Source organism: Enterobacter sp. J49, from assembly GCF_002148625.1.
GTDB classification, from domain to species: Bacteria; Pseudomonadota; Gammaproteobacteria; order Enterobacterales; family Enterobacteriaceae; genus Enterobacter; species Enterobacter ludwigii.
Genome location: NZ_MWPY01000030.1, coordinates 71,477 through 86,635, shown reverse-complemented (window position 1 = coordinate 86,635; position 15,159 = coordinate 71,477). Strand labels below are relative to the sequence as shown.

Here is a 15,159-nt window from a genome sequence, read left to right as displayed (position 1 = left end):
CGGAGTTAATCGATTTTGCTCAGCAGGTACTGATAGCGTTCACCGTCGGGCACAAACTCGAGGCGGTGCGTAATGCAGGACGGGGCATCTTCGGCATGATGGGAAACGAACAGCAGCTGCGTTTCACCTTCGCTAATCAGGACATCCACAAAACGGCGGATCAGCTGGCGGTTTAATGGGTCCAGGCCCTGTAGCGGTTCGTCGAGGATCAGAAGGGTCGGGTGTTTCACCAGCGCGCGAACGATCAGCGCCAGACGCTGCTGTCCCCATGAAAGGCTATGAAACGGCGCGTTAGCGACCCGATTATCCATCCCCAGAATATCCAGCCACTGCTGGGCCAGCTTATGCTGTTTGTCCGAGACCGCCTGATAAATGCCGATGGAATCAAAATACCCGGACAGGATCACATTGCGCACCGTGGTGCTGACCCGGTAATCCAGATGCAGGCTGCTGCTGACATAGCCGATATGCTTTTTGATATCCCAGATCGTTTCACCGCTTCCGCGGCGGCGGCTAAACAGGGTGAGATCGTTACTGTAGCCCTGAGGGTGATCGCCGGTGATCAGGCTCAGCAGCGTTGATTTTCCCGCGCCGTTGGGGCCAACAATTTGCCAGTGTTCACCCGGCTTGACCGTCCAGCTGAGATGATTAAGGATCGGCCGATCGTCATACGCTACCACGCCATCACGCAGCACGATGCGCGGCTGGTGGGGATCTAACGCGTGGCGGGCAGAAGGTGCGTCCGGTTCCGGCAGCGTAATGCCGTCCAGGTTTTCACTGTGCGCCAGTTGGGCAATTAACGCCTGCTTAAGTAACGCCGATTTTTCGCCGGTTTCAGTCAGGTTGCAGTCAGCGAGCACGCCAGCATTCTGAATAAACTCAGGAATTTCATCAAAACGGTTAAGCACCAGTACCAGCGTATAGCCCTGCTGGTTAAGCGAGCCGAGCAGGGTGGCCAGCTGTGCGCGGGACTGCACGTCGAGACCGTCGAACGGTTCATCCAGAATCAACAGTTCCGGCTCGCTCATCAGCGCCTGACACAGCAGCGTTTTTCGGGTTTCACCGGTCGAGAGGTATTTAAAGCGCCGGTTCAGCAGGGAGGTGATGCCAAACTGTTCTGCCAGATACGCACAACGGGCAGGATTGTTGACCTCATCCTGAATAATGTCTGCCGTTGTGCGGCCCGTATCCTCTTCGCCCGGGCTGAGTAAATCGGTGTTATTGCGCTGCCATTCATCGCTCACCAGCTTTTGCAGCTGTTCAAATGACAGGCGCGTCAGGCGCGTAAAGTTACACTGGTATTCACCTTTAAGATGCGCGAGCTCTCCGCTCAGCGTACGGGCCAGCGCTGATTTCCCGCTTCCGTTTGTACCGACAAACGCCCAGCTTTCACCGGCGCGTATTGTTAAATCAGAAATCGTCAGCGTTCGGGTGTCGCTAAGACGAAACGTGCCTTGCGAAATATGCAATGATGACATGACTTATCCCATTTTTTGCAGCAACAGATGTCAGGGATACTCACTGTCGACACGCTTGTCAATGTGCTCAGCACAATGTGGCGATAATCACCCGGTCGGCGTTGAAATATGCGGTCACCACAGCACCTTCTTCTAATTCTGCGGCATCGCTGAGGGGAAGGGTTGCGCAGAGTTCTTGCCCGTCCGGCAGGGTCATCAGTACTTCACACTGCTCTTCACCGCGTTCAACGTGGCGGATGGCACCGCGTAGCTGGTTATCAGCGGCTTTTGCTTTTTCGGCATCGGCAGTGATATTCACCCACGGCGCTTTCAGTAACACCAGCACCTCTTTACCTTCATTCAGCGCCAGTCGGTCTGCGCTTTGTGCGGTAATCGCGGCTTTCAGACGGGTTGTTCCATCGGCAAGCAGGATCTCAATATGACGCTGCACCTGGGCGTTATCGCCCGCCATCACCGTACCAAACCACTGGTTACGGGCGCTGGTTTGCAGCGAAAAGCGGGAAATGGCAGCCAGCAGGCTGTCCAGCGGGAGATTATCGTCGTCACTTAACACATCAAATGCTTTTTGCTGGATCTGCGCCAGCAGATCATACAGCTGAACCAGGCGCTGGCCGTAACGTGTCAGGATCGCACCTCCACCGCCTTTGCCGCCCGTGGCCCGGTCAACCAGCGTTTGCTCGCTCAGGGTGTTCATGTCGTTGATGGCATCCCAGGCGCTTTTATAGCTAATGCCAGCGTTCTTAGCCCCCTGGCTTATTGAACCGGTTTGTTCTATTTGTTTAAGCAGGGCGATACGTCGCGGATCGGCGAAAAGCTTCTGCTGTAGTCGTAGAGTGAGGAGAATTTCGGCCTGCATAACACTGTCCTGGCAAAAAGTGCATTGTGACCCAAATGGCGAAGGTCGCAAAGGGCACCGCACAAAAGGGGATGTTTTTCTCACTTTTCAGGGTAGAATAAGCCATTCACAATATCTGGAGAAAACCATGTTGGAATTGTTGAAAAGTCTGGTATTCGCCGTGATCATGGTACCAGTAGTGATGGCCGTTATCCTCGGTGCCATCTACGGCCTGGGTGAAGTGTTCAACGTATTTTCGAACATTGGTCACAGAGACCAGGCTAAAAAGCAGCATTAATTTCCCCCCGAAACGCCCGGCTTGCCCGGGCGTTTTGCTCTCAAGTATTTCCCTTTCTCGCCGATATTATTTAAAGCATCAGCTTGCTGTACCCCTTGAGCGGTACGATTTAACGCTGGGATCTCCCCGGAGTTACCGTTATATTAGTGTGTATATAACGATACTCACAGGAGCTACAAATGGCACGTACATGGGTACGCCTTTTCGCAGGGGCAACGCTGACACTTTCGCTGAGCGGACACGCGCTGGCTAACGAGGGTAAAATTACCGTCTTTGCGGCGGCGTCGTTGACCAACGCGATGCAGGATATTGCGACAGCGTATAAAAAAGAGAAGAACGTCGAGGTGGTCTCCTCTTTTGCTTCTTCATCGACGCTGGCACGTCAGATTGAGGCGGGAGCGCCGGCCGATCTGTTCATCTCTGCAGACCAGAAGTGGATGGATTACGCGGCTGAAAAGAAATCGATTGATGCGACAACCCGCGAAACATTGCTGGGGAATAGCCTCGTCGTGGTGGCGCCGAAAGCCAGCCAGCAAGGCGAAATCAGTATCAACAAAGAGACCCCCTGGACCCGGTTGCTGAACGGAGGACGCCTGGCCGTTGGCGATCCGGAGCATGTACCGGCGGGGATCTACGCCAAAGAAGCATTGCAAAAACTGGGTGCCTGGGAGACGTTATCGCCCACACTGGCTCCGGCTGAAGATGTGCGCGGTGCTCTGGCGCTGGTTGAACGTAATGAAGCGCCGTTGGGGATAGTCTACGGGTCGGACGCCGTCGCCAGTAAAGGGGTGAAAGTGGTTGGTACGTTCCCGGAAGACTCCCACAAGAAAGTGGAATATCCTGTTGCGATTGTTGATGGACATAAAAATGCGACCGTGACGGCCTTCAGCGAATACCTGAAGGGACCCGAAGCGTCCGCAATCTTTAAACGTTACGGATTTACGACTCACTAATGATATTGACCGATCCTGAATGGCAGGCTGTCCTGCTGAGCCTGAAAGTCTCTTCCCTGGCGGTTACGCTGAGTTTGCCCTTTGGGATCTTCTTTGCCTGGTTACTGGTTCGCTGTAAGTTTCCCGGCAAAGCCCTGCTGGATAGCGTTCTTCATCTTCCCCTCGTGTTGCCACCGGTGGTGGTTGGCTACCTGCTGCTGGTGTCGATGGGGCGGCGCGGTTTTATTGGCGAATGGTTATATGACTGGTTTGGGCTGACGTTTGCGTTTAGCTGGCGAGGGGCGGTACTGGCGGCGGCGGTGATGTCATTCCCGCTGATGGTGAGGGCCATTCGCCTGGCGCTGGAAGGGGTTGATATCAAACTGGAACAGGCTGCCCGCACGCTGGGTGCCGGGCGCTGGCGCGTTTTTTTCACCATCACGCTCCCGCTTACGCTGCCGGGCATTATTGTCGGCACGGTACTGGCTTTCGCCCGCTCGCTGGGTGAGTTTGGTGCCACGATTACCTTTGTGTCGAATATCCCCGGTGAGACACGAACGATCCCTTCAGCAATGTACACCCTGATTCAGACGCCGGGTGGAGAAGGTGCCGCGGCGCGGCTGTGCATCATCTCAATTGTGCTGGCGCTGGTCTCGCTGCTGGTTTCGGAATGGCTAGCGCGACTCAGTCGCGAGCGGATGGGGAAATAGTCATGCTTGAACTTCAGTTCACCCAAACGCTGGGAAATCATACCCTGACCCTTAACGAGACGCTGCCTGCGAGCGGCATTACCGCCATCTTTGGCGTATCAGGTGCAGGGAAAACCTCATTGATCAATGCCATCAGCGGACTGACGCGGCCGCAGTCCGGACGGATTGTGCTCAACGATCGCGTCTTAAACGACGTTGAGAACAAAATTTACCTGGCACCGGATAAGCGGCGAATTGGTTATGTTTTTCAGGATGCGCGATTATTTCCGCATTACAGCGTGCGCGGTAATCTTCGCTACGGCATGGCCAAAAGCATGGCCGCGCAATTTGATAAGCTGGTGGCGCTGCTGGGCATTGAGTCACTGCTGGACCGGCTCCCTTCATCGCTTTCTGGTGGTGAAAAACAGCGCGTGGCGATAGGCCGCGCGTTGCTCACCGCGCCAGAACTGCTGTTGCTCGACGAACCGCTGGCCTCGCTGGATATTCCGCGAAAACGTGAACTGCTGCCCTATCTTCAGCGCCTGGCGCGCGAAATCAATATCCCGATGCTCTACGTCAGCCACTCGCTGGATGAGATCCTGCATCTGGCCGATAAAGTGCTGGTGCTGGAAGAGGGCAGCGTTAAGGCATTCGGTAATCTGGAAGAGGTGTGGGGCAGCAGCGTGATGCACCCGTGGTTACCGAAGGAGCAGCAGAGCAGCATCCTTAAGGTGAGCGTGCTGGAACACCATCCGCATTATGCGATGACCGCACTGGCGCTGGGCGACCAGCATCTGTGGGTCAACAAAATCGACAAACCGCTGCAGTCTGCGTTGCGTATACGCATTCAGGCTTCAGATGTCTCTCTGGTGCTGCAAGCGCCGCTGCAGACCAGTATTCGCAATATCCTGCGTGCGAAAGTGGCGGAGTGTTTTGATGATAACGGTCAGGTTGAGGTGAAGCTCGAGGTGGGCAGCAAGACGCTCTGGGCGCGCATCAGTCCGTGGGCCAGAGATGAGTTAGGGATCAAGCCTGGCCTGTGGCTTTACGCGCAAATCAAGAGCGTCTCCATCACCACCTGATTACAGCAGGTGGGTATAAATATACTGCGCGATGCTGTCGGTGGTGTTATCACCAATCACGACATTAGCACGCGCTTTTACCGCATCGTCGGCGTTGCCCATTGCCACGCCTGTACCGGCGGCCTCCAGCATGCTGATGTCGTTGTAGTTATCGCCAAAGGCAATCACATCCTGCATTGACCCGCCCTGAGACTCCACGAACTGTGTCAGACGTTTGCCTTTGCTGTTGCCTTTGCGGGCGATATCGACCTGGTCGTGCCAGGACCACTCGCACTCCAGACCCAGCGTTTGTTCAACGTGCGTCGCGAAGGCATTCAGTTTGGTGGTATCTTCATCCGTCAGTGCAAATTTCCAGATAGCATCGACATCCTGAGCCGCCTGGCGCAGGGAGGAAACCTGGGTAAAGACCGGACGCTGCGCTTCAGGCAGAGACAGTGCCCAGTTGCTGGTGCGGATCACGTGGCCTGTCGGACGTTCATACACCATTGCGTTATCTACATACATCAGGCCGTGAATGGCATGCTCATCAAGCAGATCAATCAATTGCAGCGCCTGAGGCACGGGCAGCGGATCGGATTCTAAAACCTTTTTTGCCTGATAATCATACAAATAAGTGCCATTACAACAAATTGCAGGTGTATCTAACGCCAGTGCCTGATAAAAAGGATGAATGGCAACGTGATGTCGACCCGTTACGATAAGGAGTTGATATCCCACTTCCTGCGCGCGTTTGAGTGCTTCAAGGGAAGAGGGGAGAAGGGTTTTCTGCGGAGTAAGTAAGGTACCGTCTAAATCCAGAGCTATTACACGCGAGGTCATTTGTTTTTCCGGGTTAATATTGAATTTACGTTCTGAAGGGATGGTACACCGAGAGGCAAAGGCTTCAAAATTCCCGATGACAATTCAGCATTCACCGTCAAAAGTTAACTACTTTCATGCGCAGTGAGGAGTGAATATTCATGAAACAAACCGTTTATACCGCCAGTCCTGAAAGCCAGCAGATCCACGTCTGGCGTTTAAATACCGAGGGTACCCTCACGCTGGTTCAGGTTGTTGATGTGCCAGGTCAGGTGCAGCCGATGGTTATCAGCCCGGATAAACGTTTCTTGTACGTGGGTGTGCGCCCGGAGTTTCGCGTGCTGGCCTACCGCATCTCGCCGGACGACGGCGCGCTGACTTACACTGCGGAAGCACCTTTACCGGGCAGCCCAACGCATATCTCCACCGATCGCAAAGGCAACTTCATCTTCAGCGGCTCTTACAATGCGGGCTGTGTCAGCGTAACGCGTCTGGAAGCGGGCCTACCGGTTGAAACCGTGGATGTGGTTGACGGGCTGGAAGGATGCCACTCGGCGAATATTTCTCCGGATAACCGTACGCTGTGGGTCCCTGCGCTGAAACAGGATCGTATCTGCCTGTTTACCCTGAGCGATGACGGTCACCTGGTGGCGCAGAATCCTGCAGAAGTGACCACCGTTGAGGGCGCGGGCCCGCGCCATCTGGTGTTCCACCCGAACCAGCAGTACGCCTATGTGGTGAACGAGCTGAACAGTTCTGTGGACGTATGGGAACTGAAAGATCCTAACGGCAAGATTGAGTGTGTGCAGACGCTGGATATGATGCCGTCTGACTTCTCTGACACCCGCTGGGCGGCTGATATTCACATCACACCGGATGGGCGTCATCTGTATGCCTGCGACCGTACCTCCAGCCTGATTACGGTATTCAGCGTTTCTGAAGACGGTAGCGTGCTGGCGATTGAAGGTTTCCAGCCTACCGAAACCCAGCCACGCGGGTTTAATATCGATCACAGCGGTAAATACCTGATTGCGGCGGGGCAAAAATCCCACCACATCGCGCTATACGAAATCAAAGGTGCGCAGGGGCTGCTGGAAGAGAAAGGGCGTTACGCCGTCGGCCAGGGGCCAATGTGGGTGGTGGTAAACGCACACTAAAAGGCTTAAAACAAAAAACCTCGCAAATGCGAGGTTTTTTTATGCCCGGTGGGCACCGGGCGAGTACAGCAAAAGACATTAACGCATTCTTTTATTGCTTAGGCTCAGCAACCACTTTGCTACCCAGACCGCGGTTGTTGTATTCCCACATGCGGTTGAAGTTAGCATCATTCAGGTTGCGCTGCACGTTACCTTTATCATCCACGCTACCGGTATTGCCGGAGAAAGGACGTTTGGAGATAGCGGCATCGGCCCATGGCTTAGCCATGTTGAAACCTTCGTTGATCACGCTGTCACGAATAACAACCTGACCGTTGGTGGCAGAGTCCACATCCAGCGAGCGGCCCAGCTGCGCGACGCCGTCACCGGACGCGTTAAAGCGGCTGTTAACGGCCAGGAAGCCGTAGAACAGGTTAGATTGCGTGGCCGGGGCAAACACATAACCTTCCTGCTGAGTGCGTGAATTCACCACGCGGAAATCGGTGTTCTCAAACACCACCGCGCCGCGACCGGAGACCAGATCCACGTCACCTTCAACGTAGCTGTTAGTGACCAGCGTACGGGTCAGACGGTTATTCTGCAGCGTGTTCTGAACACCGCTGTTCGTCACGAAGAAGGTGTTCTGACGGCCGAGAATATTCACGTTGTTGATCTGCACTTTATCGCCATCGCTACGCAGTGCAACGGCCTGGTGGTTACCGGCATCAACGCTATCACCCAGGGTATTCTGAATGGTCAGGTTCTGCAGTTGCAGGCCATTATTCTGAGACCAGACGACCGCAGAACACATCACGCCGATGGTAGCTGCACGCTTGCTCTGGCAGTTGTCAAACATGTACCACGCCGGTTTGCCTGGCATGTATTTACCCGCCGGGTTGACCAGGCGACGCCAGGTGTTGCTGTCGATTTCAGAATCAATCGCCAGACCAATTTTCACGTCGACCGCTTTCTCGCCTGTCCCGTAAAGGGTGATGCTGCCCGGTGCTGCCGGAACGTAAACGGTGCCTTCATATTCCCCAGGCAGGATCGCGATGTACTGGCGAGAGGCGCTGTGTTTGGTGATAGCCGCGTCAACCGCAGCCTGAATCGTCGTGTGCGTCACGCCCTGCGTGCCTGCCGGACCGACAACGAAGTCAGGTTGTTTCGGCAGGTTAATAGAAGACGGTGTCCACGGCGCAGCGTTAGGGTCCATCGCCGAGAAGTAGTGTGCACGGTCAAAGTTCTTCGCTTCATCAGCGGACAAAATCGGGCGAGAGGCGGTACCCGGTGCAACCTGCTCAGAAGGCTGCTGGTCCGGTGGGGTAGAACTGCATGCGGATAATGTCACGCCAAAGGCGAGCGCTAACGCCAGACGGGAAATCCTGGAAATGTTCAAGGTAAAGCTCCTGGGTATGCAAGTCTTAACGGGATAGACGAAATAGCCTGCTTTTTTATACTAAGTTGAGCGAAACGGGAAGATAAAAAGGGTAAAAGATGCATTTTTTACCCGCGGGAGGCGGGAAAGTCATCACAAATAAATAACATTTTCCGCCAGAGCGGTTGACAGCAGGGGGCAGATGAAAATAAATGTCTATACAACCCATGACAAGTGGAATGCCCATGCAGCAGCTTCATCCCGACGATGTAATATGGCGCAATGCGCGACTGGCGACAATGATCCCGGACGACAGCACGCCTTATGGCCTGAAAGCGCAGCACGCCCTGGTGGTGCGCGGCCAGACGATTCTGGCCGTCATTCCCGAATCTGACATCCCTTCCGGCCACCGTCACTGTGTCGATCTGCACGGTCGTCTGGTCACCCCCGGGCTGATTGACTGCCATACCCACCTGGTGTTCGGTGGCGATCGTGCGGCAGAGTGGGAGCAGCGTCTGAACGGCGTCTCTTATCAAACCATCAGCGCGCAGGGCGGCGGGATTAACGCGACCGTGACGGCGACGCGGAGCAGTTCGCCCGAGACCCTGCTCAGGCTGGCGCAGCAGCGTCTGCAGCGGCTGATCGATGAAGGGGTGACCACGGTTGAAATCAAGTCGGGATATGGTCTCAACGCCGAAGCGGAAGAGAAGATGCTGCAGGTTGCCCGCCAGCTGGGCCAGAACAATCCGGTAGAGATCAGCCCAACGCTTCTGGCTGCGCATGCGGTTCCGGCGGAATACCGCCACGACGCGGACGCGTATCTCACCACGGTGTGCGAGCAGATGATGCCCACGCTGTGGCAAAAAGGCTTATTCGAAGCCGTGGATGTGTTTTGCGAAAACGTCGGCTTCACGCCAGCGCAAACCGAGCGGCTTTTCCGCGCTGCCACTGCCCTGGGGATTCCGGTCAAAGGACACGTGGAACAGCTTTCAAATCTTGGCGGCGCGGCGCTGGTCAGCCGCTTTAAGGGGCTTTCCGCCGATCATATTGAATATCTCGACGACGCCGGTATTCAGGCGATGGCGCTCAACGGCACGGTTGCGGTATTACTGCCGGGGGCGTTCTATTTTCTTCAGGAGCGCCAGCGTCCGCAGGTTGAACAGCTCAGAAAAGAGGGCGTTCCCATGGCTGTCGCCACCGACTATAACCCCGGCACCAGCCCGTTCGCGAGTATTCATCTCGCGATGAATATGGCCTGCGTGCAGTTTGGCCTGACGCCTGAAGAGGCCTGGGCTGGCGTGACGCGACATGCTGCCCAGGCGCTGGGACGCGGGGCCACGCACGGGCAGCTGCAGGCTGGATTCGTGGCTGACTTTGTCGTCTGGGATGCACATCACCCGGTCGAAATGGTCTATGAGCCGGGACGCAATCCGTTGTATCAACGTATTTTCCGTGGGGAGAGCGTATGAGACTCTGGCGGCCGGTTGCCGAGACCGTCTGGCAGGGGCGCGACGACAGCGCCGAGGCCAGCAATGCAAAACGTATTTTTCAGACCCTGCGACAGATGCCGGTATTTACCCCTCAGTCATCCGGCATCGCTTTGATAGGGTTTGAATGTGATGAAGGGGTAAAACGCAATCAGGGCAGGCCCGGCGCCGTACAGGCCCCGGAGGTGCTTCGCAAAGCGCTGGCGAACATGGCAAGTCATCATGGACATGACCGGCTGGTGGATATGGGGTCGGTGTATGTCGAGGGCGATAATCTGGAAGCGGCTCAGCGGGCGTTAAGCGATGCCGTGCAGGCCTGCCAGCAGTCCGGCATGCGTACGCTGGTTTTTGGCGGGGGACACGAGACCGCCTGGGCGCATGGCCGCGGGGTTCTGGATGCTTTCCCGAACGCGCGCGTGGTGGTGATAAATCTGGATGCACACCTTGACCTGCGCAAGGCGGACCACGCGACCTCCGGCACGCCGTTTCGTCAGCTGGCACACTACTGTGCGGAACAGGCGCGCGATTTTCAGTATGCCTGCCTGGGCGTCAGCCGGGCGGCGAACACGCAGGCGCTGTGGGATGAAGCTGAACGACTAAACGTCACGCTGGTGGAAGACCTTCATTTCAGGCGAGATGCGTTATCGGCTCTGGACAAGATTCTGGCCCAGGCCGACCGCGTTTACCTCACCATTGACCTCGATGTTTTGCCTGCTGGCGAAATGCCAGCCGTCTCAGCGCCCGCGGCGTTAGGGGTACCCGCGCTGGATCTTCTGCCGGTGATTGAACACATCTGCCGCAGTGGAAAACTGCAGGCTGCCGATCTGGTAGAATTTAACCCGCAGTACGATCGGGACGGACAGGGGGCAAAGCTTGCCGCTCGTCTGGCCTGGCAAATTGCTCACTGGTGGGCATAACAACGTTTAAGGAGTCAGGATGTTTTCACGCTCACCGCTGTCGCAGTCCAGCCCTCCCGCGCCTTTCTACGAAAAGGTGAAGCAGGCCATCAGCGAAAAAATCGCAACCGGCGTCTGGCGGCCGCACGATCGCATTCCGTCCGAGGCCGAACTGGTCGCACAGTTTGGTTTTAGCCGAATGACCATCAACCGGGCGCTGCGCGAGCTGACCGATGAGGGCCTTCTGGTGCGTCTGCAGGGGGTCGGAACCTTCGTCGCGGAGCCGAAAGGGCAATCGGCGCTGTTTGAGATCAGAAGTATTGCCGATGAGATAGCCTCGCGAAACCATCAGCACCACTGTGAAGTGCTGGTGCTCGAAGAGACACAGGCCAGCGCTGAGCAGGCCGTGGAGCTGAATGTCAAAGAGGGAAGCCGCATCTTTCATTCCGTGATGGTGCATTATGAAAACGACATCCCGGTGCAGATTGAAGATCGCTGCGTGAACGCCGGTCGGGTGCCCGAGTACCTGGATCAGGATTACACCCAGACCACGCCGCATGCCTATCTTTCGCTCATCGCGCCGCTGACGGAAGGGGAGCACATCGTGGAAGCGGTTCGCGCTACGCCGCAGGAGTGCGAACTGTTGCGGATCAAAGAGCACGATCCTTGCCTGCTCATTCGTCGCCGTACCTGGTCTTCGTCGCATATTGTGTCGCATGCCAGACTGCTGTTCCCGGGAAATCGATACCGGTTGCAGGGCCATTTCATGTCGTAAGGGTCATACGTTTTAAAAGCGTGATAGCTAACGCAATATAACAAAATTGTATCTTTTTTGTTAAATCCGACCTTGTGTGTGCTTGTCTATACAAGTATATCTGAATACATCATCTGTCCCGTATGAGGAGCACACAATGTCGTCAGGTAAATACCGCCAGCAGGATGTCCGCGCCGCGCGCGGCACCACACTTACCGCCAAAAGCTGGCTCACCGAAGCCCCGCTGCGCATGTTGATGAATAACCTCGATCCTGAGGTCGCGGAGAACCCCCACGAGCTGGTGGTGTATGGCGGCATAGGCCGCGCCGCGCGCAACTGGGAGTGCTATGACGCGATTGTTGAATCCCTGACTCATCTGGAACATGACGAAACCCTGCTGGTGCAATCCGGCAAACCGGTCGGCGTGTTCAAAACCCACAAGAATGCACCGCGCGTGCTGATCGCCAACTCTAACCTTGTCCCGCACTGGGCGACCTGGGAACACTTTAACGAGCTGGACGCCAAAGGGCTGGCGATGTATGGCCAGATGACGGCGGGAAGCTGGATCTACATCGGCAGTCAGGGGATTGTGCAGGGCACCTACGAAACCTTTGTGGAAGCCGGTCGTCAGCACTATAACGGTTCGCTGAAAGGTCGCTGGGTACTGACCGCCGGTCTTGGGGGAATGGGGGGCGCACAGCCGCTGGCCGCGACCCTTGCTGGTGCCTGCTCCCTGAACATCGAATGTCAGCAGAGCCGCATAGATTTCCGTCTGCGTACCCGTTACGTCGATGAACAGGCTGAAAACCTGGATGACGCACTGGCACGCATCAAAAAATACACGTCAGAAGGCAAAGCGATGTCGATTGCGCTCTGCGGCAACGCGGCTGACATTCTCCCTGAACTGGTGGCCCGTGGCGTACGCCCGGATCTCGTCACCGACCAGACCAGCGCGCACGACCCCCTTCACGGCTACCTGCCATCGGGCTGGACGTGGGAAGCGTACCAGCAAAACGCCGAAAGTGACCCGGAAGGCACGGTGCTCGCCGCTAAACGTTCCATGGCGGAGCACGTGAACGCCATGCTGGCCTTTAGCCAGATGGGCATTCCGACATTTGATTACGGCAACAATATTCGCCAGATGGCGAAAGAGATGGGCGTGAGTAACGCCTTCGACTTCCCGGGGTTTGTGCCTGCCTATATTCGTCCGCTGTTCTGTCGCGGTATTGGTCCGTTCCGCTGGGTGGCCCTGTCCGGCGACCCGGAAGATATCTACAAAACCGACGCCAAAGTGAAGGAGATCGTCGCCGACGACGAACATCTGCACCACTGGCTGGATATGGCTCGCGAGCGCATTAACTTCCAGGGCTTGCCGGCGCGGATCTGCTGGGTCGGGCTGGAGTGGCGACAAAAACTGGGTCTGGCCTTTAACGAAATGGTGCGCAGCGGTGAAGTCTCCGCGCCGATTGTTATCGGACGTGACCATCTCGACTCGGGCTCTGTTGCCAGCCCGAACCGTGAAACCGAAGCCATGCGCGACGGCTCCGATGCCGTGTCCGACTGGCCACTGTTGAATGCCTTACTGAATACCGCCAGCGGGGCGACCTGGGTATCGCTGCATCACGGCGGTGGCGTAGGAATGGGCTTCTCCCAGCACTCGGGAATGGTCATCGTGTGTGATGGTACGGATGAAGCGGCAGCGCGTATCGCTCGCGTGCTGCATAACGACCCGGCAACCGGCGTAATGCGCCACGCGGATGCCGGTTACGAGATTGCGATTGAATGTGCCAAAGAGCAGGGCCTGAACCTGCCGATGATCCCTGCCACACAAGGAAAGCATTAATGAACGCCTTAACCCTCACTCCCGGCTCACTGACGCTCAAACAGCTGCGTAACGTCTGGCGTCAACCGGTCACGCTCTCACTTGATGAAAGCGCCCACGCCGCGATTAACGACAGCGTTGCCTGCGTTGAAGCCATTATTGCCGAAGGACGTACCGCCTACGGCATCAACACCGGATTTGGTCTGCTGGCGCAGACGCGTATCGCCACGCACGATCTGGAAAATTTACAGCGCTCACTGGTGCTTTCGCATGCGGCAGGTGTCGGTCAACCGCTGGATGATGACATTGTCCGTCTGATGATGGTGCTCAAAATCAACAGTCTGGCACGTGGGTTCTCCGGAATTCGCCTCAGCGTGATCGAGGCGCTGATGGCGCTGGTGAATGCGGAGGTCTATCCGTGGATCCCGGCAAAAGGTTCCGTAGGTGCATCCGGCGATCTTGCGCCACTGGCCCATATGTCGCTGCTGCTGCTCGGTGAAGGTCAGGCTCGCTGGAAGGGGGAGTGGCTCCCCGCGAAAGAGGCGCTGAAAAAAGCCGGATTGACCCCGATAACGCTGGCGGCGAAAGAGGGGCTGGCGCTGCTTAACGGGACCCAGGCCTCGACGGCGTTTGCGTTACGTGGTCTGTTTGAAGCCGAAGATCTTTTCGCCTCCGCGGTCGTGTGTGGTGCGCTGACCACCGAGGCGGTGCTTGGCTCACGTCGTCCGTTTGACGCCCGTATCCACGAGGTGCGCGGCCAGCGCGGGCAGATTGACGCCGCGGCGATGTACCGTCACCTGCTGACCGAGACCAGCGAAATTGCAGACTCTCACCATAACTGTGACAAGGTACAGGATCCGTATTCGCTTCGCTGTCAGCCCCAGGTGATGGGAGCCTGTCTGACGCAGCTGCGCCACGCGGCAGAAGTGCTGCTGGTGGAGGCGAATGCGGTGTCTGATAACCCGCTGGTGTTCGCTCAGGAAAACGAAGTGGTCTCCGGGGGAAATTTCCACGCCGAGCCTGTGGCGATGGTGGCGGATAATATCGCGCTGGCGATTGCGGAAGTGGGGGCCTTATCCGAACGTCGCATCGCGCTGATGATGGATAAACATATGTCCCAGCTGCCGCCGTTCCTGGTCCGCAACGGCGGGGTCAACTCCGGATTTATGATTGCCCAGGTGACGGCCGCGGCGCTGGCGAGCGAGAACAAGACCCTGTCGCATCCGCACAGCGTGGACAGTCTGCCAACGTCAGCGAACCAGGAGGATCATGTCTCGATGGCCCCGGCCGCTGGACGTCGTCTGTGGGAGATGGCCGCCAACACCCGTGGCGTGCTGGCGGTGGAATGGCTGGCCGCATCTCAGGGCGTTGATCTGCGTGAAGGTCTGAAGTCCAGCCCGCTGCTGGAACAGGCGCGTCATCTGCTGCGTGAACAGGTCGCGCATTACGATGATGACCGTTTCTTTGCGCCGGATATTGATAAAGCGATCGCGCTGCTGGAGAAGGGAAGCCTGGTGGGCTTACTGCCTTCGGTGCTCTAAGATTTGCCCGGTGGCCCGGACACGTTCAGGCCACCG

At 56.7% G+C, this 15,159-nt stretch carries 14 protein-coding genes; 10 read left to right on the top strand and 4 right to left on the bottom strand.

The window, feature by feature from the left end; genetic code table 11:
• Window positions 1-5: 5 nt before the first annotated feature.
• A complete protein-coding gene (gene modF / locus BJP35_RS09255; RefSeq protein ID WP_047743880.1) occupies window positions 6-1,478 on the bottom strand; it encodes a molybdate ABC transporter ATP-binding protein ModF in 1,473 nt (490 codons plus the stop codon).
• A gap of 67 nt (window positions 1,479-1,545) precedes the next feature.
• On the bottom strand, window positions 1,546-2,334 hold the full coding sequence (gene modE, locus BJP35_RS09250; RefSeq protein WP_025204643.1) for a molybdenum-dependent transcriptional regulator: 789 nt from the start codon (window positions 2,332-2,334) through the stop codon (window positions 1,546-1,548).
• Window positions 2,335-2,461: 127 nt separating this feature from the next.
• On the opposite strand from modE, the gene BJP35_RS09245 reads away from it, so the two are divergent.
• From BJP35_RS09245 to modC, 4 genes are all read left to right on the top strand, one after another.
• A complete protein-coding gene (locus BJP35_RS09245) occupies window positions 2,462-2,611 on the top strand; it encodes an AcrZ family multidrug efflux pump-associated protein (RefSeq protein WP_020884948.1) in 150 nt (49 codons plus the stop codon).
• Between the two features lie 179 nt (window positions 2,612-2,790).
• Window positions 2,791-3,564 (top strand): molybdate ABC transporter substrate-binding protein, encoded by a 774-nt coding sequence (modA, locus tag BJP35_RS09240; protein ID WP_047366363.1) that lies wholly within the window; start codon window positions 2,791-2,793, stop codon window positions 3,562-3,564.
• A complete protein-coding gene (gene modB, locus BJP35_RS09235) occupies window positions 3,564-4,253 on the top strand; it encodes a molybdate ABC transporter permease subunit (protein WP_020884946.1) in 690 nt (229 codons plus the stop codon). The genes modA and modB overlap by 1 nt, the downstream gene beginning before the upstream one ends.
• Before the next feature lie 2 nt (window positions 4,254-4,255).
• Window positions 4,256-5,314: a molybdenum ABC transporter ATP-binding protein ModC gene (modC, locus tag BJP35_RS09230; RefSeq protein WP_020884945.1), complete on the top strand. Its 1,059-nt coding sequence runs from the start codon at window positions 4,256-4,258 to the stop codon at window positions 5,312-5,314.
• On the opposite strand, the gene BJP35_RS09225 is transcribed toward modC, so the two are convergent.
• Entirely contained in the window at window positions 5,315-6,133 is an 819-nt protein-coding gene (locus BJP35_RS09225) for a pyridoxal phosphatase (protein WP_025204641.1), read from the bottom strand. It lies immediately after the preceding gene.
• Between the two features lie 140 nt (window positions 6,134-6,273).
• Between BJP35_RS09225 and pgl the strand changes: the two genes are divergently transcribed.
• The gene (pgl, locus tag BJP35_RS09220) at window positions 6,274-7,269 is read left to right on the top strand and encodes a 6-phosphogluconolactonase (protein ID WP_032677711.1); all 996 of its coding nucleotides are present in this window, start codon (window positions 6,274-6,276) and stop codon (window positions 7,267-7,269) included.
• Between the two features lie 91 nt (window positions 7,270-7,360).
• On the opposite strand, the gene BJP35_RS09215 is transcribed toward pgl, so the two are convergent.
• Window positions 7,361-8,644: a putative acyl-CoA thioester hydrolase gene (locus tag BJP35_RS09215; protein WP_014169207.1), complete on the bottom strand. Its 1,284-nt coding sequence runs from the start codon at window positions 8,642-8,644 to the stop codon at window positions 7,361-7,363.
• Between the two features lie 224 nt (window positions 8,645-8,868).
• Between BJP35_RS09215 and hutI the strand changes: the two genes are divergently transcribed.
• The 5 genes from hutI (at window position 8,869) to hutH (ending at window position 15,123) form a co-directional block, all read left to right on the top strand.
• On the top strand, window positions 8,869-10,092 hold the full coding sequence (hutI, locus tag BJP35_RS09210) for an imidazolonepropionase (RefSeq protein ID WP_047743877.1): 1,224 nt from the start codon (window positions 8,869-8,871) through the stop codon (window positions 10,090-10,092).
• A complete protein-coding gene (gene hutG / locus BJP35_RS09205; RefSeq protein ID WP_040016963.1) occupies window positions 10,089-11,027 on the top strand; it encodes a formimidoylglutamase in 939 nt (312 codons plus the stop codon). Before hutI ends, hutG begins: the two co-directional genes overlap by 4 nt.
• A 19-nt stretch (window positions 11,028-11,046) precedes the next feature.
• A complete protein-coding gene (locus tag BJP35_RS09200) occupies window positions 11,047-11,781 on the top strand; it encodes a histidine utilization repressor (RefSeq protein ID WP_047357123.1) in 735 nt (244 codons plus the stop codon).
• A 136-nt stretch (window positions 11,782-11,917) separates the two neighbouring features.
• A complete protein-coding gene (hutU, locus tag BJP35_RS09195) occupies window positions 11,918-13,603 on the top strand; it encodes a urocanate hydratase (RefSeq protein WP_032677715.1) in 1,686 nt (561 codons plus the stop codon).
• Window positions 13,603-15,123, top strand: a complete 1,521-nt coding sequence (hutH, locus tag BJP35_RS09190) for a histidine ammonia-lyase (protein ID WP_086463046.1) — start codon at window positions 13,603-13,605, stop codon at window positions 15,121-15,123. Before hutU ends, hutH begins: the two co-directional genes overlap by 1 nt.
• Window positions 15,124-15,159 lie beyond the last annotated feature (36 nt).